This window comes from Clostridium sp. AT4 (assembly GCF_001517625.2).
In the GTDB taxonomy this organism is placed as follows: domain Bacteria; phylum Bacillota; class Clostridia; order Lachnospirales; family Lachnospiraceae; genus Enterocloster.
Map to the genome: position 1 here is coordinate 18889 of NZ_LN999827.1, position 19165 is coordinate 38053.

A 19165-nucleotide genomic window follows, 5' to 3' on the forward strand; every position below is an offset into this window, starting at 1 on the left:
ACGAACCATCTGATCGTCTGCGGGGAAGCTTTTATTTATGGTTCATCCGTTTCCTTCTCTTCTTCCTGTTCCTCTAACATCTCATTTTTTTCAGGATCCCACCAGGTAAATGAGGCCGGAACCGGCGGACGTGAACCGGAAGGCTGCAAACCAGAGGGCTGCGAACTGACGGGCTGTACATCCGAAACCTGTGGATCAACAGGCTGCAAATCTGAAACCTGTGGATCAACAGGCTGCAAATCTGAAACCTGTGGATCGACAGGCTGCAAATCGGCAGATTTTAGGGGATCGGCTTCCTCCACCGGTTCCCTATGGACGGGAGGTTTTTCCATCTTTTCCTCCTTCCAGCGGACGGTAACCTTAAAGAGGTCATCCTCTGCTTCCAGCTTCATCGTACCGCCCTGGGCCTCAGTAAAGCTTCTTGCAATGGCAAGCCCCAGGCCGGAGCCTTCCGTATTGCGGGATTCATCCCCCCGTACAAAGCGCTCTGTGAGCTCATCCGGGGATACCGTTAATTCATGTTCTGAAATATTTCGCATAGAAACAGCCACATAGCCGTTTTCCTCCCGCCTGATCTGGATATAGGCTCTGGTTCCCTTCATGGCATACTTTGTAATATTTACCATGAGGTTTTCAAAGATACGGCAAGTTTTCTGGCCGTCCAGATGAAGGTATATTTTTTCCTCCGGCAGCTGGAAACGGAAGTCCACACCGCTCTTTTCAATCTTGTCGGCCAGCTCGCAGCGCACCTGCTTTAACAGGCTGACAATCTCCACCTCTTCCAGGTGGAGGGTCACGGTACCGCTGTTTGCCTTACTGACCTCAAAAAGATCTTCGATCAGCTCCTTCAAGCGCATGGCTTTGCGGTCCAGTACCTGGATATAGGAACTGCGCTCCTCTTCTGACAGATTTTCCTGCTTTAAGAGATTGATATAAGTGATAATCGCCGTCAAAGGCGTCTTTAGATCATGGGACACATTGGTGATCAGCTCCGATTTGGTATGCTCGCTTTTTACCTCCTGGGCCACTGCTTTTTTAAATCCGTCCCGGATATGGGAAAGCTGTTCCTTGAGAGGCTCAAAAATCCCCAGATCTTCATCAAACTCCACATCCAGATTTCCCTCTGCCATGGCATTAATGCCCTTTAAGAGAAGCTGATATTTTTCTTCCATTTTTCCCCAGTATTTCTTAAAAAGGAAAAACAGTACCAGAGAGTAGATTACTAACGCCCCAATCCCCCAGAACCACAGGCAGGAAATGAGAGCCAGAATAATAAAATTGGCAATCACAGCCTTTCCAATGATCCGCGTGGACTTTCCTTCCCAGTCTGTATTGGAAAAGAGATCCAGACCCTTCAGAGTCCAGCGCTTGCAAAAGCGCAAAAATCGTCCAAGCCAGGTGCGTTCCTTAAAATAGCGCCACAGTCCCAGAGTAAATACGGCCCGTATACAGGTAATTCCCCAGTAAAGAATACCGTAAATGATGATCCAGAACATGACATTGATCAGCAGCGTCATCATATGCGCCGCTCCATCTGTAAATCCGGCCTGCAGCCACTCTCTGGATAAACGGCCTTCCATGGTTGCATGGATCAGATCTACCGGAATACTGCTGATCACAGTAGCGAACCACAGCGTTCCACTGGCACATAGGGGTTCAAAGGACAAACGGCACAGTGCGCTGCGTCCTATCTCCAGGGAACGGATTCCCGGAAGTGCAAGAGCTGTGAGCGTAATCACTGCCGCGATCGCACATACAACGGAAAAATATCCGCCTCCGCTCTGGTAATCCCAGCTTCTAACCCCTGTTTCCTCTATATCACTGCCATAAAAACTGCTGCCCGCATTGGATAGATCACAGATAAAATGAATCTTCATATCCTTTGGCCCCTGAAACTCCACTCCGCTGCTGCGGTACTGGCTTCCCAGACGGGTCTCAATAGGATCATAAAACTCATAGGAGGTCATTGACTGGAACATACGGCTGCAGCTGTCCCCATCTCCCGCTATATCGGAAATACTTAATCTGCCTCCGGAAGCAAATTCCGCCGTAAACCGGATTTCATTCGCCCCGATTCCCCTTGAAAACACACTTTCTGCATCAATTACATTGCTGCGCAGACACTGTCCGTCAGGGCCTGTGACCATGTAACGGATCAGAGTTCCATTGTAGCGTTCATACATCTCTTCCCAGCGCCGTCCCAGTTCTTCGATCTGAGACTGGGCTTCATGCATCATTTCCAACTGATCCGTCTGCTCCGGGAGCTCATACTCACCCTCATAAGTGATGTCTTCTTCCATGTATGCGTCTTTCTCTGCTTTGGCTATCTTTTCATCCAGTCCCGGCAAAAAGGTCTGGGAATAGGTCAAAATCCCGCCCTTTTCCTCCTGCTTTTGCTGATGCCAGATCACATAGCTGAAATTCATAACCTGTGTTGCCAGATTGTCAAAGCGTCCGGTGTCATTTTTCCATTCCTGCCGGCTTAGGCTGCTCTGGTTTACAGCTTTTTGTTTCATATAGGGATAAAATCCCACAGTTGCTGCCGCAGATACGATTACCAGTATCACGATCAGCAGTACGCCGATCCAGTGCCTGCTACGGCTGTTTTTCAATCTTGTATCCAACTCCCCACACCACCTTTAAATATTTTGGTTCTTTCGGATTTACTTCTATCTTTTCCCGGAGATTGCGGATATGAACCATAACCGTATCCGTATTGATGGCCCGTTCGTTCCACACCCGTTCATAAATCTCATCTGCCGGGAATACCCGGCCCGGATTGCGTATCAAAAGCAGAAGGATCTTAAATTCGATGGGCGTTACCTTTACCGGCCGGTCATCAATGGTAACGCCTACCGTATCCTCATTTACCTCCAGGCCTCCGGCCCGGTAAATCCGTGCGCTTTCTTCTGCCCTTGAATGTAAACGGTCCATAAAGCGGTGATAACGTCTCAGATGGGAATTCACTCTGGCTAAAAGCTCCATTGGCGTAAAGGGCTTTGTAATGTAATCATCCGCCCCCATGTTCAGCCCCAGTATCTTATCTACTTCCTCTGATTTTGCAGATAGGAAAAGTACTGGAAAGTCGAAACTTTCCCGCAGTCTTGCTACCATGGTAATACCGTCCATCCGCGGCATCATCACATCTACAATTGCAAGATCGATGGGCTGATTTTTAAGGATTTCCAGGCCCTCAAGGCCGTCGGCTGCCTGAAAAACCTCATATCCCTGGCTTTTTAAAAAGATTTCCACACCTTCCCGTATCTCTTTATCATCCTCCACTAACAGGATCCGATCCCCACTCATATCTGTTTCCTCCTTACATCCATATGATAAAATATAAAAACAAAAATAAGGTGTATAAAATATAAAAGACTTTCTAAAGATTGATTGTAGCATTTTAAAAGGACAGAGTCACCCCCTAAACAGGGATTCTCTGTCCTCTTTTTATGGTTTATTTTCTCTCCAGAAGTCCGTTTAACAGGAGGGAACCATCCTCTGCCCGTTTCGGCATCACAGTAGTATCCAGGGATACGAACCAGTCGTCCGTTACCTTCTCTCCCTTGCTGTTTTCGTAGGCCTTCGTGTCCTCATGATAGAAATAATTGGTTTCGCTGTAAATGCTGCTTGCATCCTGACCCTTCAGCTGAATGTCCTCACTGTGGCCTTCCCCTGTGCCATAGGAAATATTCCCCTCTGCCACATAGGCCGTATCTGCCCGGTTGGCGGTATAGATGGCAATATTAGGGCCTTCATTGTTGAAAGAAACATTATTGTAGATTTCAATATCCGGACAGCTGTTGGAATCAATGCCCTTTGCTTTGTTTTCGTAGGTAATGCTGTTTTTTAACACATGATGGCCGCTGATGCCGCTGCCTCCCATTTTAAATCCGTTTCCGTTTCCTGCATCGATCACGCTGCCGGATTCATCATACACATAACCGTTTTTAAATGCCACGCAGTCCTCAATGGTCACTGCTCCGATTTTTCCTGTGGCGATCTTGGCAAAGAGATCCCAGCCGTCATCTGCATTATAGGCAGCAATGCAGCCTCGGAACACATTTCCTTCTCCGCAGGTCAGCTTGGCTGCAAAGCCATCTGCATCCTCCATGGCTTCATCGCAGTTATTATAGGAGGTACAGTTTAAGATCAGGTTGTCCGAAGGCCACATATCAATGGTCTCCTCGGATGTTCCGCTGACCTGAAGGCCGGTGTTTCCGTTATTATAGGTCTTAATTCCCTCTAAAATATTGTGATGGCCTGAAAGGCGGATTCCACAATTTCCGTCGGAGGCATTGCATACGTCAATATTTTTAATATGCCAGTAATCCCCCCAAAGCTGAAGGCCTGTGCCTTCCTTTGCAAAGTCCAGAACTGCCCTTTCTCCCTCTGCCGGAGCCAGAACAATGGGCGCATCCTCTGTTCCGTCTACGCCGCGCAGAACGGTCAGCCCTTCCTTAAAGGTATAGGTACCTCCTTCCATTACAAAGCTCTGTCCGGGAGCCCCATACCGGAACGCCGTTGCCAGATCAATGGGAGCTTCCTTTGTTCCCGTCCCATCGGGTGTGCCGTCTTTGGAAATAAAGATGGTATCACCGGATAAGATACGGCAGCTTACTGTCTCATCAAAAGAAACAGTTCCGTAATTTGCAAGCTCTGTATATTCATTGATCTTATATCCCTCTTTGGGAGTAAATGCGATGATAAAATGATTTTCTCCCTCTTTTACCGGATAGGAAGCCTTTACCGGAACCTCTGCCTTTACTTCCAGAGTATCCAAAGCATTTCCTTCTTTATCGGAGATCACAGCCGTACCGTCTGCATTCGTCTTAAAGGAAAGGGGATACTCGCTGGAACCGGACGTATTGGAGGAAAGGAAGGTAAAGCTTACATTTTCCTTTTCTACAGGACGTTCCTCTGCAGGCGCATCTTTTGCCGGGTCTGTTACCTCAAATTCAATGTTGTTAAAAGTGGCATTGCAGCCTCTGGCTACAGCAAATCCTGCATAAACTGAATTATCAATTACATTCAGGTTCTCAGCACCATACAGGGTGCGGGAATATTCATTTCCCTCTTTGTCATAATAAGCTGCCTCATAGCCTGTATTGGTCTTTCGCAGCTCCATGGTGTAGGTTTCTCCCGCTGTCAGCAGTGTTTCCTTGTCAAATGCCTCTGAATCCAGAGTCAGCTTTCCTGCCTCCGGCGGCGTAGTGTCCGATTCTACTCCTGTGATCATCCGGTATCCGATGCCGTCCTTCATGGAGGTCTTTGTGCCGTCCTCATCATAATAGCTTAAACTGCTTCCGATGACTGCCGCGGAATTTGTAAAAAAGGAGCAGTCTGCCACTGTATCCTCACCAATACTGTCTCTGGCAATAATGGCTACTCCCTCCTGGCCGTCCGGCTTGGGATTGATATAGTCAATGGTTACGTCTGCCTTTAAACGGAAATTCTCTGTTTCAGGGTCAATGACTGTATAATAAAAGGAAATGCCGTCATAGCCTTCTCCTGCTGCAAATTTTCCGCCTTTTTTGTCAATGCTTCCGTCTTCCTTTACCGTACAGGAGGTAAGAGAAATCCCATTTTTCAGGCTTCCTCCCTCTGCCATGGTATTTGACTTTTCGTTGGTAGATGTGCCGAAATATGTAAACTGCCAGGTGTGCTCTTCTGCTGTTTTCGTTTCAGAAGCTGCGTCCGTTTCTGCCTCTGTCTGTACCTGTGGTTTCTCTACGTCTGCCGCTGTTGTTTCCGCCGTCTGGCTGCAGCCCTGAAGGCCCGCAGCTGCCAGACCTATGAGTAGAAGCTTTCCTATGTCTCGTCTTTTCATGTCCTGTTTTCCTCGTACCCTGATGTCCTGTTTTATTTATCCTGTTCTAAAAATGCTCCAGCCATTTTTCCGCCAGAACGATCCAGCTCTGGCACTGTGGCTCTATATTGCTCTCCTGCCCGTCTGCCGTTTCCTCCGTCGCCAGGGCAAGTCCGTGGCGTCCAACGGGATAAAGGTGAAGCTCCAAAGAAACGCCGCTCTTTATCAGGGCCTCTGCCAAAATCAGAGCGTTTCTCACCGGAACCGTCTGGTCTGTTACGGTATGCCATAAAAACACAGGAGGCGTATGGGAACCGACCTGCTTTTCAAGAGAAATCAACTCTCTCAGCATTTCCTTTTCTTCCGTCCCGCGCTCCGGGATCATCTGCTCCTCTTCCGTAAGCATCTGTCCCCACAAGAGACGTTCCACCGAGCCTCTGTGGCAGCCTTCTCCTGCCGTCACTACCGGATAGCAGAGGATAAGCCCATTAGGGCGGATCTGCTCAGGCGTTAATCCCAGAGGCCCTGACAGCCATTCCTTATCCCAGTGAACCCCCAGGCTCAAAGCCAGATGGCCTCCGGCAGAAAAGCCAGATACGATGATTCCCTCTGAATCAATCCTCCATTCGTCTGCATGCTCCCGTATCTTTGCCGTAAGCAGAGCCAGCTCCCTTAAGGCTGTGGGGAATCGCTCCGGAGCCAGACTATAGTGAAGCACAAACACATGATAGCCCATGGCCAGATATTTCATGGCAATGGGTTCTCCCTCTCTGGGAGAAAGATGCTCATATCCGCCTCCCGGACAGATTATCACTGCTTTTCTCTTCTTTTCCTGTGTTTTTCCGGATTTTCCCAGAATCCAGGCTGTGTAGCTGGCCGGTTCCTTCTGCAGACGTTCCTTCCGCAGTTCTTCCGGCAGTACCAGATCCTCTGTCCACATGTTCATGGGTGTACCTCCTGTGTATGGATTCAGTGTTTTCTAAATATTCTGTATTGTAAGCGCTTACCTGAACTATCTTATATTTTTTTACATAAAAAGGAAACTGGTATCCTGCACAAAGATATGTTCTGTTTTTTGAGTATTTTGCCGGTAAGAAAAGACTTGACTTTAGAGATTAAAATGTTTCATACGTTCCCTTTACAAGCAGTTCTCCTGCCTCCATCATCACCCGCCCTCTGGCAATCACCGTATCCAGAGCAAGGGCTTCTCCCATTAAAAGCAGATCTGCGTCCGCTCCCGGCGCGATACAGCCTTTTTTCGGGAACAGCTCCAGGGCCTTTGCAGGATTGGAAGTGAAAAAGGAGAGAGCCTCTGAAAGTACAAACCCTCCGTTTAACACCAGCGAACGAAGCTGGGCATACATATTTCCCACATCCGTAACCCCCATTTCCACCAGGTTTCCATATTCGTCATAATTGGACCAACTTCCCTGTCCGTCTGAGCTTAAAGTCATCCGCTCCATGGGAACACCGGCCCGGCGGGCTTCCTCCAAAAGGCCGATCACAGGATCCTTTCCGTCTTCGATCAAACCATGAGGGAAATCCTCACAGGTCAGATCAATGGTTCCCCCAAGCTTCGCCAGCTTAAGGCTGTCCAGAAACAGCTCATGATTGCGGTTTACATGGGTGGGCTGAAAGGTTTTCACGGGAATCTCCGTCTCCTCCAGTGCCTCAAAAACCTGACTCAGCATCTTTTTTCCATCCCCCATATGAAGCACCACACAGCCGCACTTTCCGCTGATCATGCCTGCAGTCCGCACATCGCTTGCCAGACGGATCAGCTCCTCTGTGGAAATATTGGGTGCTCTGTGGTCGGAGACTGCCAGCTTTAAACCCAAAATCTCATCAATAAAGGCAATATCCTTCTTTATGCTTCCTGTAATGGCAGGGGAAGGCACACCATAAGCGCCGCAGAGGGCATACGCTGAAATTCCTTCCTCCTTTAAGGCCTTTACCTTGGCGATCAGATCCTCCGGCGTACGGCTTACATCATCTGTTCCCAGAAGGCCCACCAGAGTCGTGATCCCAGCTCTTATAACAGATGAAAGCTGTATCTGGGGCGTACGGGTATGAAAACTTCCCTCTCCGCCTCCTCCGGTCACATGGACATGGCGGTCAATCAGTCCCGGCGTCAGCTTTTTTCCCTCTGCATCTATGATCCGGCAGCCGCTTCCTCCTTCCAGACCTTCTCCCACCGCCTCAATCTGTGCTCCGCATATCAGCACATCCTTAATCCCCAGATGCTCCGGTGCATATACGTCTGCATTTTTTATCAGTATCATTCTGCATCCTCCTTTGATTCCAAATCAGCGAACTTTTCCGGTTCAGGCGCCTCCGGCTCCGGGTGCAGCTCACTCCATATCTCATACCAGTCCATGCAGGCCTGATGCCACTTCTCCCACAGAGGCGCTATATCCTCCAACGGCTGGGCTTCCAAAGCGGAAGCTGGCTGCTCCTCGGCCTGCTCCCACAGACGTTTCAGACGGTTCTCCTCCCATACCTTGATCTGCTCCTCTGCCTGCCCTGCCGCCTCTTTCATGGCATCCTCTGCCATTTTAAGCCTCCACTGGTCATAGGCTTCTTCGGTGGGAATCTCTCTCAGTCTGTGGCGTTCCGCCCTGGGAACCGCCTTTAAGCCGGCGATCAGAGCCTGCTCCTCCGCCTGAATCCGTGCTGCCGGTGAAAGTCCTTCTTTTTCCTTTTCCAGCCGTTCCAGATAGTGCTCATACCCAAAGGGGTAATACATAGCCCTTGCGCCCTCAAATATAAGCACCGACTTTGCCACCTGCCGGATAAAATACCGGTCATGGCTTACAAAAAGAATGGTTCCCTGATAAGCCTGAAAGGCAGATTCCAGAGTTTCTCTTGCCTGTATATCCATATGGTTGGTGGGCTCATCCAGAATCAGGAAATTGGGGCGGCTCTGCAAAAGCTCTGCCAGCACCAGTCTGGCCTTTTCCCCGCCGGACAGGGAGCTTACTTTTCTGGATGCCTCCTTTCCCGGAAAGAGATAGGAGCCCAGGATCGTCCGCACTTCCTTCTGGTTCAGGGACGGGAAAAGCTCTGAAAAATGCTCCGCTACCGTTTGTTCCGACTCAATGGCTGAGGAATACTGATCAAAATAACCGATGGTAATATTATTTCCAAGGGAGCAGACTCCATCCACCGGAGGAAGGAATCCGGCGGCTGTCTTTAAAAATGTAGTCTTTCCCGCTCCATTTTCCCCTAAAAGAGCGATCTTCTGCCCCTTTCTCATCCGTAGGCTCAGTTCCAAAAGCGGATGGCCTTCATAACCGATCTTTAAATGCTCCGCCTCAAGAACCCATTTGCTTCCGGGCACCGCAGGAAGGATCTCTCCGGTAAAAATGTGTGCCGTATCCTCTCTGGGCGCTTCCACCCGTTCCATGCGCTCTAACATCTTTTTTCTGGATCTGGCAAAGGAGGCCTTGGCCGGTTTATTCTTAAACCGGCGGATCAGCTCCTCCTGCCGGGCAATCTCCTCCTGCTGGCGGATATAGGCCTTTTTCTGAAGCTCGTAATCCTTTCGTTTCTTCTCTCGGTAGGCTGTATAATTTCCCGGATATTTTGTAAGCTTCCTGTCCTCCAGCTCGTATACGATCTGTGCCGTACGGTCTAAAAAGAAGCGGTCATGGCTTACCATAACCACCGCCCGATCATAATTTCTTAAATACCCTTCCAACCACTGAACTGTTTCCATATCCAGATGGTTGGTTGGCTCATCCAAAAGAAGGATATCCGGTTTCTCAAGAAGCAGTCCGGCCAATGCAGCCTTTGTCCGTTCTCCTCCTGAAAATGTGCTTAAAGGCCGCTTTTTATCTTCTTTTTTAAAACCAAGTCCTGTAAACAGGCAGTCATATTCCCGTTCGTATTCGAACCGCTCCCTGTCAAAAAGCCCTTTTGCCGGACAGCGGCTCATCAGGTATTCCTCCACGGTGCGCTCCTCATGGAGCAGCGCCTGCTGATGAAGCATTCCTATGGTCAGCGTTCTGGAGCAGCAGATTCCCGGCCCCTGGCGCCTGTCATCCCGTTCCAGCTCCAGCTCTCCTGCAATCAGGCGCAGAAGAGTGGTTTTTCCGGCTCCATTCCGTCCTACGACCGCAACTTTCTGCGCGCCCTGTATCTCAAAATCAATATGGGAAAGCACAGTTTCCCCACCCGGGGCAGCCGTCCCGTCTATTATCTGGTATTTCATATCGGTTCTCCGTTTACAAACTCTCCTGCTGCCTTTCCCGCAGCCTGTCCCACTTCATTGTAGGCCTTCTGATAGTAATGAAATTCGTCCTTCATCAGCCCACGCTCCTTCATGGTGTGAAACGCATCGCAGACCAGCTTCACTCGCGGATCCTGCTGTGCCAGTTCCAGCTGCGCCTGACGGATCCGGCTGTAGTCATATCCCTTTTCTCCATTATACTCACCAATCGTAATCAGAAAACAGGTTTTAATTCCATTCTCTCCCAAAATATCCAGCATATGGGTAAAACAGGTCTTGTATTCTTCCCCGGATGTTCCCAGATCGCCGTCCGTTTCTCCCTGACACCACAGCACAAACGGATGCGCAGGAACCATCTGCCTTCGTTTCAGATATTCCTGAGCCCGTTTAAGGCGCATCAGGGCATCTGTAAGATAATCCTCATTCCCCTGCCACTGGCCGATGGATGAACCGCCCTTGCTGGCGGAAACTCCGATCACACTGCGCCCGGAAGCCGCATAATACGCATTAACAAACGATGTTACCATGGAACCCGTTTTCATCCCCGGCTCAAAAATCCCCCCTGGATGATTCTCCGCCGCCCCAAAGGGCTCTTCTATTTCATGCAGCTGCTCCGGATCGGAAATTGCCCGGTATTCATATCCGGCTCCTGAAGCAGCCTTCGGCGCAGGCTCCGGCCACTGAGGCGACGTAATGCCCCGGCCCGCCATATTAGACTGTCCCATAAACAAAAATAAATCGTAGATCTTTTCCATTATCATTCTCCTTTTTCCCCATTATACAATGACTCAAACCATTGTCAAGAAGCCCGGACAAACAAAAAGAGCCCCTCTTTCCTGTCTTTCGGCCGGGAAAAGAAGCTCCTTTTGCTGTCTTTTTATCTTTTTTGTCTTTTATCAGTTAAATATGCTTTCTAAGTTTACGTCCTTCGTTCAGCCTGTAAATGTCAGGCCTTGGGGAAGATACGGCTTCCGTATCTGGCGGCAAATACCGTTCCGTTTTCATCTCTGAACGCGGTCAGATATACGTCGCTGTATTTCTTTCTTACCATTCCCTGCCATGGATAAACGGACTTCATCTCAATGGGCGTGCCGTTTACTTCCATGGAGAGCTCACCGTTTTCCAGCTCTTTGATGCTGAAACGGTCGCCTTCTCCGGAAATGTAATCGCCTGCAAGCTCACGTTTCTCCTCTTCACTCCAGAACCGTGGCATATGCTCTGTCCGCTCTGCCTCTAAAGGTAGGCCGCAGTACAGGCGGAGAGCCATAGTTCCGATGGAGTACACCGGCACATCCATAGTATTGCACAGTACGATCACTCCGATGCCCTTCTGGGGACAGAAGCACAGGTTTGAGGATACGCCCGGAAGGCTTCCGCCGTGCTCTACTAAAACCATGTCCTCCATCTGGCTCATTTCCAGACCGTATCCGTAGTAAACGCCCGGCTTTACGATCTGTCTGGGACGGCACATTTCCTCAATGGAATCACGGTCAATGACCTGGGTTCCGTCCTGGCTCTTTCCCTCGTTTAAGTACATGGAAACATACTTAAGCATATCGCCCAGAGCGGACTTTAAGGCGCCGCCTCCGTGGAGCACAAAGGCATCGTTTTCATAATCATGGTCTGCCCGCCATGTTCCATCCTCCAGAGTGTAAAGCGTGGCCGCATTTTCATCCAGAGAATTGCGCAGAAAGCTGATATTGCTCCGCTCCATGCCAAGGGGCTTAAAGATACGCTCCTTCAGATATGCGCTGAAGGAACCGTATCCGGAATGGCGGCGTACAATATCGGACAGAAGGCCGAAGCCATCGTTGCAGTAGCTCATGCGCTGTCCGGGACGGCCGGTAAAATGGGTCTGGCTGTCCAGACGGCCTGCCACCCTGCGGATTCCTTCCTCCGCAAAGTCTTCTCTGTCCACCAGTTCCTCTTCCAGACTGTCTTTTATCCCCATTTCCTGAGCAGTTTTATCCACAACGATTCTTGGAAGGGGGAAGTAGCCGCCACTGTGGCTCATCAGATGGCTTAATCGCACTGGCTCCTTCTGGTTTTTATTGGTAAATTCTGGAATATAAGCAAATACTGCGTCATCCACGGACAGAATCCCGTCTTTTTGCATCTGCATGATGGAAAGAGCAGTAAAAGACTTTGTCACAGATGCCATTCCGAAAATAGTATCCCGGTTAATGGGAAGCTTCTTTTCCTCATCCCGGTAACCAAAGTATTTCTCATAAAGGATCCTTCCCGTCCGGTCTACCACGCCTACGGCAATGCCTCTGGCCTTTGCCTCCTCCATGATCTGGGCGGTATGGGCTTCCAGACGGCTGATCCCCTGTGTCATTTCTTCCTCTGTCACTGCCCTGCTCATTGGAACATTTCCTCCTTTAAGCGGACAAGTCCCAGTCCTGGATTCTCGGACAGAACCAGATCTTTTGTATTTTCAATGGTAAATCCACCCTCATAAGGAAGCGCCTTTAAAGAGAAGCTTGCATCCAGGTCTGCTCTTGTGATGTTGCCGAGAGCTGCGCCCAATGCCGCTGCTGCATTGATGGCGATTCCGCTCTCCTCTGCCATACAGCCAAGCATGATTTCTACGCCTGCTGCTTCAGCAATATTTACGATCTTCTTTGCTTCCCACAGGCCGCCGCACTTCATCAGCTTGATATTGATGAAATCCACTGCTCTCTCAGAGACAAGACGGAGGGCGTCCTTAGAGTCCCAGCAGCTCTCATCTGCCATAACAGGCACAGGGCTGTTGGCAGTTACATACTTTAAGCCTTCAAAATCAAAGCGGCGTACCGGCTGCTCTACCAGCTCAATATCGTATTCGTTAAGGCGTTTTAAAAGTTCTACAGCCTCCCGTGCATGCCATCCCTGGTTTGCATCCAGACGGATTTTCACATCATCGCCTACTGCCTCACGGATGGCCTTTACTCTGGCAATATCGTCTGCGATATTCGTTCCAACCTTGGTCTTTATCACACGGAAGCCTGCAGCCACATGCTCCTTTGCGGCAGCAGCCATAAGCTCCGGAGTATCAATTCCCACGGTCATATCCGTTTCAATGGTATTGGAAAGTCCTCCAAGAAGCTTGTAAAGAGGAAGACCAGCTGCTTTTCCCAGAATATCGTGGCAGGCAATATCCACTGCCGCCTTTGCAGTTCCCGCATAAGCAACCGCACGGTTCATCACAGCATTGATTCCCTCAATGTCTCTTGGATCCATTCCGATGAGCTTTTCACGGAACACACGCAGGGTCTCTACCGTCCCCGGCAGGTTTTCGCCTGTGATCAGAGGGCCTGGAGAACCTTCGCCGTATCCGGTGATCCCTGCGTCGGTCTCAATCTCCACCAGGCAGCTCACCGCATGGGTAATTACACCCAGAGAAATGCGGAAGGGACGAACCAGGGGAACCTGCATCATGTGAACCTTCATGTCCGTAATCTTCATAACTGTTGCCTCCTTCTTTGATCCGGCCCGTGCTTCCTGCTTCGGGTCGGTAATTTACATCATTTACAGCTTAAATCCATTTTATTTCTGGCATCCCCCGCAGAAATGACAGGCGCACATATGGCCGCCGCCGATATCTTTAAGCTCCGGCTTCTGCACAGAGCAGATTTCCTGAGCCATAAAGCATCTTGTATGGAACACACAGCCGGAAGGCGGATCTGCGGGACTTGGAAGATCGCCCTGAAGCAGGATCTTCTTTCTGGTGCTGTGGCGCTCCGGCATAGGAATTGCTGACAGCAGAGCCTGGGTATATGGATGGGAGGGATTGTCATATAACTGGTGTTTATCAGCCAGCTCCACCACATGACCCAGATACATTACCATCACACGGTCGGAAATGTGGCGGATAACGCTTAAGTTATGGGAAATAAAAATATATGCCATTCCCATGGACTCCTGCAGATGGCGCAGAAGATTTAATACCTGTGACTGAATGGATACGTCCAGAGCGGAAACCGGCTCGTCACAGACAACTAAGGACGGCCCTAGTACAATGGCTCTTGCGATACCGATTCTCTGGCGCTGGCCGCCGGAGAACTCATGAGGATAACGGTTGTAATATTTCGGGTTTAAACCTACGACCTCCATCACCTCTAAAACATGGGCTCTCATCTCTTCCTTTGAAGCGAAACGCTTCTGGATCTTTAAGGGCTCCTCGATAATTTCACCGATGGTCATACGGGGATTTAAGGATGCGTATGGATCCTGGAAAATAATCTGCATTTCTGCACGCATTTTCCGAAGCTCCTGACCGGACGCCTTTTTAAAATCCTGCCCCTTATAGATGATCTCACCATCTGTAGGCTCGATCAGACGCAGTACGGAACGTCCCATGGTAGATTTTCCGCATCCGGACTCTCCTACCACACCAAGGGTTTCTTTTGGGTTTAAGGTAAAGGAAACATCATCCACAGCCTTGATAAATGTCTTTTCTCCGGACCGGAATGTCTGTTTCACCGGGAAAAGCTTTCTTAAATGCTTTACCTCCAAAAGGGGCGTTTCATTTATATGTTCGCTCATTTGGCGCTTTCCTCCCATCCTTTCATATATTTAAAGCAACGCACCCTGCGTCCATTTACTTCCTCTAACTCCGGCATCTGCTTTCGGCAGATTTCCTTTGCATAAGGACATCTTGGACAGAAGGCACAGCCCTCAGGCATATCGTCAAAGCTTGGCACCATGCCCTCGATCACACTTAATTCCTTTGTGTCATCGCCGTCCAGTCTGGGGATACAGCTCATAAGGCCTGCGGTGTAGGGATGCAGCGGTTCATCAAAGATCTGATCGCAGGTAGCATGCTCTACTACCTTTCCCGCATACATTACCATTACATCATCCGCAACCTCGGCAATTACGCCCAGATCGTGGGTAATCATCATAACAGAGGTGCCTGTCTCTTCCTTCAGCTCATTGATCAGATCCAGAATCTGAGCCTGGATGGTAACATCCAGAGCCGTAGTAGGCTCATCGCAGATCAGAAGCTGGGGATTGCAACATAAAGCCATGGCGATCATCACTCTCTGGCGCATACCGCCGGAAAGCTGATGGGGATACTCGTCAAAGCGCTTCTCTGCCAGAGGGATCTTAACCTTTTTAAGCATCTCAATCCCCTTTTCTCTTGCCTGCTGCTTTGTAACATTTTCATGGAGCAGAATGGCCTCCATCAGCTGCTGGCCGATGGTGAATACAGGGTTTAAGGAGGTCATGGGCTCCTGGAAGATCATAGCCACCTTATTGCCTCGGATCTGACGCATCTGATCCTCATTCTTCTTTAACAGATCCTCTCCCTCAAACAGGATCTCTCCTCCTGCATGGATTCCGGGAGGCGTCTCCACCAGTCCCATAATGGAAAGAGAAGTGATACTTTTACCGCAGCCGGATTCTCCTACGATCCCCAGGGTTTTTCCCCTCTCAACGGAAAAGGTTACGTCATTGACCGCCTTTACCAGTCCGGCATCGGTACGAAAATATGTCTTTAAATTTTTAACTTCCAGTATTTTATCTGCCATTGGGTCCTCCTTCATCAGTTTTTCAGCTTGGGATCTAATGCATCTCTTAAGCCGTCACCGAAAATGTTAAATGCGATTACCGTGATCATGATTGCCACACCAGGCATAATGCTGTAGACCGGACGGTAGCTGATAAAGGTCTGAGCTGCAGAAATCATATTTCCCCATGAAGGTGTAGGTGGCTGGATACCAATACCAAGGAAACTTAAGGATGCCTCATACATGATCGCATTGGGGATACCCAGAGTAACTAAAACAATGATGGTAGAGAGGCAGTTGGGAACCAGTCCCTTGGTGATGATCCAGAAGGTAGATGCTCCGCAGGCGCGGCTGGCCTCTATGTACTCCTTTTCCTTTAACTGCATCACAGAGCCGCGGATCATGCGGGCTGTGCGCACCCAGGTTAAAAGTCCCAGTGCGATAAACAGGTTTAAAACACCCTTTCCAAGGAAAGTCATAATCGCCATAGCAAAGATCAGATCCGGGAATGCCTGGAAAATTTCCATAATACGGGAAATCACACTGTCAATACGGCCGCCGTAGTAGCCTGCAACAGCACCCAGGGTAACTCCTACAATGGAAGCCACGATCTGAGCTACAATACCGATACTTAATGAAACACGGGAACCGTAAATAATTCTGGAAAGAATATCACGGCCGTATTCGTCGGTTCCAAAGGGATGAGCCATGCTGGGCTCTGCCAGTACGGCAGAATAGTCCTGATAGGTTGGGTCATAGGGAGCAATGACAGGTGCAAAAATAGCAACCAGCACTAAAAGCACCAGTATTCCTGCACAGAACATAGCCATTTTATTCTTCTTTAAGCGGCGGAGGCTGTCTCCGTAAAAACCGGAGGAATACTGCATCCCCTGCTCCATCATATCCTGTTCAAACTGTTTCTGTTTATTAAAAAAACGTATCATCGCTTACTTACGCTGCTCCTTTCCCATATCGAATTCTTGGATCCAGGAATGCATAGGAAATATCTACCAGCAGATTCACGATTACGAATACGAACGCAATATACATAACCGTTCCCTCAAGAAGAGGAAGATCGCGGTTTGACATAGCGTCAACTGCCAGCTTTCCGATACCCGGAATTGAGAATACCTTTTCAATCAGCATGGATCCTGTCAGCATATAGCCGAAATCCGTTCCCACCAGGGTAACAATGGGGATCATTGCATTCTTTAATGCATGCTTGAGGATAACAGACCAGCGCTTTGCGCCCTTTGCCCTGGCGGTACGGATGTAATCCTGATTTAATACCTCCAGCATACTGGTTCTTGTGATCCTGGCCATACTTCCCGCATATCTGGCGCCTAAAGCCACGCTGGGAAGGATATAGGAAGCAGCAGAATCAAAGCCGGAAATAGGAAGGATGTTCAACTTTAAGCCAAACACGATCTGAAGAATGATCGCTACCCAGAAGGCCGGAGCAGAAACTCCTACGATGGAGAGGATCATCACTGCCGTATCAATGCCCTTTCCTCTCTGTACTGCGGAGAAAATTCCGCAGGGAATACCGATCACTGCTGCAAATGCAAAAGACATGCAGGCCAGCTTCACTGTCACTTTAAAGCAGCGAAATAAAGCGTCTGAAACGACTTCTTTTGTAAAATAGGAAGTTCCGAAATCAAAGCGGACCGCTCCCTTTAAGAAATTAAGGTACTGGACATGGTAAGGAAGATCCAGTCCCAGTTCGTGGCGAACCTTGGCGATAGTCTCGGGATCCGCACGTTTCTCCAGCATCATGGCAACCGGATCTCCCGGAACAACCTGCAGCAGGATAAAGGTAATAAGACTGATACCCAGAAGTACGAAAATGGTCTGGGCCAGACGTTTTGCCGTATACGAAAGCATAATTTCCTCCTGATATAAAAAATAGGGGGCGGGAGCATATTACGCGCTCCTTTTGCCCCCCTGTTTCACATGGATTACTGCTGAATATCCGCATTCTTCCAGAACATACGGAAGGTAGCATCCATCTTAAAGCCAGTGATCTTCGGATTTAAAAGATAGAACTTTGTTTCATTGTACAGAGGTGTGGTTGCCCAGTCCTCTCTTGTCATGATGTGTTCTGCCTTTGCGTAAATCTCCTGACGCTCGGCCGGATCTGTAGTTGCGATTCCATCTTCCAGAAGCTGATCAAATTCTGCATTGTGCCAGAAGCTGGAGTTGGAATCTGTCTTAGTCATCGGATAAAGCATACTCTCAGGATCGGAGTAATCTACATACCAGTTGGCAATACCGCAGTCAACACCGCCGTTCTTCTTCATATCAGACCATGCAGCAGAGTCAACCTGCTCAACCTCAACCCGGATGCCGGCTGCCTTTGCCTGCTGCTGGAATGCAGTAACGATTGCAACGTTACCCTGATACTTGGTATTTACAGTCACACGCAGATCAATTCCGTCCGGATAGCCGGCTTCCGCTAAAAGAGCCTTTGCCTGCTCCGGATTATACTCGAACTCAGGAAGAGTCTCGTCATGTCCGATGATGCCTGCCGGAATGTAGGAAGTAGGAACGGTTGCTGTTCCGTGAAGGATGCTCTCACAGATCGACTTGCGGTCGATAGAAAGAGCGATTGCCTGTCTTACCTTTGGATCCGGGAAGGTCTTTGCATTTAAGGTCAGAGTATAGTTTCCGGTAGGCTGGAAGCCGTGCATCTGATCCTTGATCTGGGGATTACTGGAGTATACGGGGTAAATGGAAGGATCCACATCTACATAATCTACATTGCCCTTCTGGTATTCCAGTACCTGTGTATTTACATCTTCGATAAATTTGTAGTCCAGTCCGTCTAACTTCACAGCGCCGCCGTGGTAATCATCAAATCTTGACAGTACAACGCCTACGCCGCTCTGATAGCTGTCCATCTTGAAAGGACCGGTTCCGTATAATACCTGCATACCCCAGGTATCTCCTGCTTCCTCGCAGGCTGCCTCAGGATAAATCGCACAGTATCCGGTAGAAAGAACGGAAGCGAATGGCGCGTATGGCTTAACCAGCTTGATGGTAAAATGAGTATCATCCTGTACCTGAATACCGGACATCTCCTCAGCTGCGCCGTCAGCCAGTTCTTTATAGCCCTCTACATTCTCCATCAGAGTTGCCATCTTTGTAAGCTTTACCAGACGCTCAAAGGAATACTTTACATCAGAGGCCTTTAAAGTCTCCCCATTGTGGAACTTCACATCGGGAAGCAGCTCGAAGCTGTAGGTCATGCCGTCCTCGGATACCTCCGGAAGAGCGGTAAGAAGATTAGGCTCCAGACTTCCGTCTTCCATCGTAGTAATCAGAGACTCTGTTACATTGTCTGTGATCTTCATAACAATACTATAGGTATACTGCTGGGGATCCAGCGCTACCTGTGGGTCAACTGCAGCGACTCTTACAACCTTGCCGCCGGCCGGTACTCCTGCTGCTGGTGCCGCAGTAGTGCTTTCTGCTGCTGCCGTTGTTTCCGTCTGACCGGAACCGCCGCAGGCTGACAAAGAAAGTGCAGTTGCAATTAAACATACGGCTGCCGCAAATCTCTTTTTCATAATTACATCCTCCTGTGCTTTTGTATAAACATTCGATTTTACACTTTTTTTAGTATAATATTTC

14 protein-coding genes are annotated in these 19165 nt (G+C 49.2%); all 14 read right to left on the minus strand.

What is annotated here, in order from left to right; all coding sequences use genetic code 11:
* Window positions 1–35: 35 nt before the first annotated feature.
* Window positions 36–2624 (minus strand): histidine kinase dimerization/phospho-acceptor domain-containing protein, encoded by a 2589-nt coding sequence (locus BN3656_RS03270; protein WP_081422829.1) that lies wholly within the window; start codon window positions 2622–2624, stop codon window positions 36–38.
* On the minus strand, window positions 2596–3306 hold the full coding sequence (locus tag BN3656_RS03275; protein WP_066544119.1) for a response regulator transcription factor: 711 nt from the start codon (window positions 3304–3306) through the stop codon (window positions 2596–2598). Before BN3656_RS03275 ends, BN3656_RS03270 begins: the two co-directional genes overlap by 29 nt.
* Window positions 3307–3454: 148 nt before the next feature.
* Window positions 3455–5827 carry a right-handed parallel beta-helix repeat-containing protein gene (locus tag BN3656_RS03280; RefSeq protein ID WP_066544122.1) on the minus strand — a complete coding sequence of 791 codons (2373 nt, stop codon included), beginning with the start codon at window positions 5825–5827 and terminating at the stop codon, window positions 3455–3457.
* Window positions 5828–5873: 46 nt separating this feature from the next.
* Window positions 5874–6752, minus strand: coding sequence for an alpha/beta hydrolase (locus tag BN3656_RS03285; RefSeq protein WP_066544125.1), 879 nt, complete (start codon window positions 6750–6752; stop codon window positions 5874–5876).
* Between the two features lie 169 nt (window positions 6753–6921).
* Complete coding sequence (gene iadA, locus BN3656_RS03290) at window positions 6922–8088, minus strand: beta-aspartyl-peptidase (RefSeq protein WP_066544128.1); 1167 nt, start codon at window positions 8086–8088, stop codon at window positions 6922–6924.
* Window positions 8085–10019 (minus strand): ATP-binding cassette domain-containing protein, encoded by a 1935-nt coding sequence (locus BN3656_RS03295; protein ID WP_066544131.1) that lies wholly within the window; start codon window positions 10017–10019, stop codon window positions 8085–8087. The genes iadA and BN3656_RS03295 overlap by 4 nt, the downstream gene beginning before the upstream one ends.
* The gene (locus BN3656_RS03300) at window positions 10016–10792 is read right to left on the minus strand and encodes a sialate O-acetylesterase (protein WP_066544134.1); all 777 of its coding nucleotides are present in this window, start codon (window positions 10790–10792) and stop codon (window positions 10016–10018) included. The genes BN3656_RS03295 and BN3656_RS03300 overlap by 4 nt, the downstream gene beginning before the upstream one ends.
* 191 nt (window positions 10793–10983) lie before the next feature.
* Complete coding sequence (locus BN3656_RS03305; protein WP_066544137.1) at window positions 10984–12402, minus strand: serine hydrolase domain-containing protein; 1419 nt, start codon at window positions 12400–12402, stop codon at window positions 10984–10986.
* Window positions 12399–13484 (minus strand): dipeptide epimerase, encoded by a 1086-nt coding sequence (locus BN3656_RS03310; protein ID WP_066544143.1) that lies wholly within the window; start codon window positions 13482–13484, stop codon window positions 12399–12401. The genes BN3656_RS03305 and BN3656_RS03310 overlap by 4 nt, the downstream gene beginning before the upstream one ends.
* 81 nt (window positions 13485–13565) lie before the next feature.
* Entirely contained in the window at window positions 13566–14564 is a 999-nt protein-coding gene (locus tag BN3656_RS03315; RefSeq protein ID WP_066544145.1) for a dipeptide ABC transporter ATP-binding protein, read from the minus strand.
* On the minus strand, window positions 14561–15553 hold the full coding sequence (locus BN3656_RS03320) for an ABC transporter ATP-binding protein (protein ID WP_066544148.1): 993 nt from the start codon (window positions 15551–15553) through the stop codon (window positions 14561–14563). Before BN3656_RS03320 ends, BN3656_RS03315 begins: the two co-directional genes overlap by 4 nt.
* Window positions 15554–15567: 14 nt before the next feature.
* Window positions 15568–16476 carry an ABC transporter permease gene (locus BN3656_RS03325; RefSeq protein WP_096807389.1) on the minus strand — a complete coding sequence of 303 codons (909 nt, stop codon included), beginning with the start codon at window positions 16474–16476 and terminating at the stop codon, window positions 15568–15570.
* A 7-nt stretch (window positions 16477–16483) separates the two neighbouring features.
* Complete coding sequence (locus BN3656_RS03330) at window positions 16484–17416, minus strand: ABC transporter permease (protein ID WP_066544151.1); 933 nt, start codon at window positions 17414–17416, stop codon at window positions 16484–16486.
* A gap of 74 nt (window positions 17417–17490) precedes the next feature.
* Window positions 17491–19101, minus strand: a complete 1611-nt coding sequence (locus BN3656_RS03335) for an ABC transporter substrate-binding protein (protein WP_066544153.1) — start codon at window positions 19099–19101, stop codon at window positions 17491–17493.
* Window positions 19102–19165: the final 64 nt, after the last annotated feature.

Coding starts and splice junctions, on each gene's coding strand:
- BN3656_RS03280 (WP_066544122.1), bottom strand. CDS start 5,827: ATGAAAAGACGAGACATAGGAAAGCTTCTACTCATAGGTCTGGCAGCT.
- BN3656_RS03335 (WP_066544153.1), bottom strand. CDS start 19,101: ATGAAAAAGAGATTTGCGGCAGCCGTATGTTTAATTGCAACTGCACTT.
- iadA (WP_066544128.1), bottom strand. CDS start 8,088: ATGATACTGATAAAAAATGCAGACGTATATGCACCGGAGCATCTGGGG.
- BN3656_RS03320 (WP_066544148.1), bottom strand. CDS start 15,553: ATGGCAGATAAAATACTGGAAGTTAAAAATTTAAAGACATATTTTCGT.
- BN3656_RS03330 (WP_066544151.1), bottom strand. CDS start 17,416: ATGCTTTCGTATACGGCAAAACGTCTGGCCCAGACCATTTTCGTACTT.
- BN3656_RS03285 (WP_066544125.1), bottom strand. CDS start 6,752: ATGAACATGTGGACAGAGGATCTGGTACTGCCGGAAGAACTGCGGAAG.
- BN3656_RS03275 (WP_066544119.1), bottom strand. CDS start 3,306: ATGAGTGGGGATCGGATCCTGTTAGTGGAGGATGATAAAGAGATACGG.
- BN3656_RS03310 (WP_066544143.1), bottom strand. CDS start 13,484: ATGAAGATTACGGACATGAAGGTTCACATGATGCAGGTTCCCCTGGTT.
- BN3656_RS03305 (WP_066544137.1), bottom strand. CDS start 12,402: ATGAGCAGGGCAGTGACAGAGGAAGAAATGACACAGGGGATCAGCCGT.
- BN3656_RS03315 (WP_066544145.1), bottom strand. CDS start 14,564: ATGAGCGAACATATAAATGAAACGCCCCTTTTGGAGGTAAAGCATTTA.
- BN3656_RS03295 (WP_066544131.1), bottom strand. CDS start 10,019: ATGAAATACCAGATAATAGACGGGACGGCTGCCCCGGGTGGGGAAACT.
- BN3656_RS03300 (WP_066544134.1), bottom strand. CDS start 10,792: ATGGAAAAGATCTACGATTTATTTTTGTTTATGGGACAGTCTAATATG.
- BN3656_RS03325 (WP_096807389.1), bottom strand. CDS start 16,476: ATGATACGTTTTTTTAATAAACAGAAACAGTTTGAACAGGATATGATG.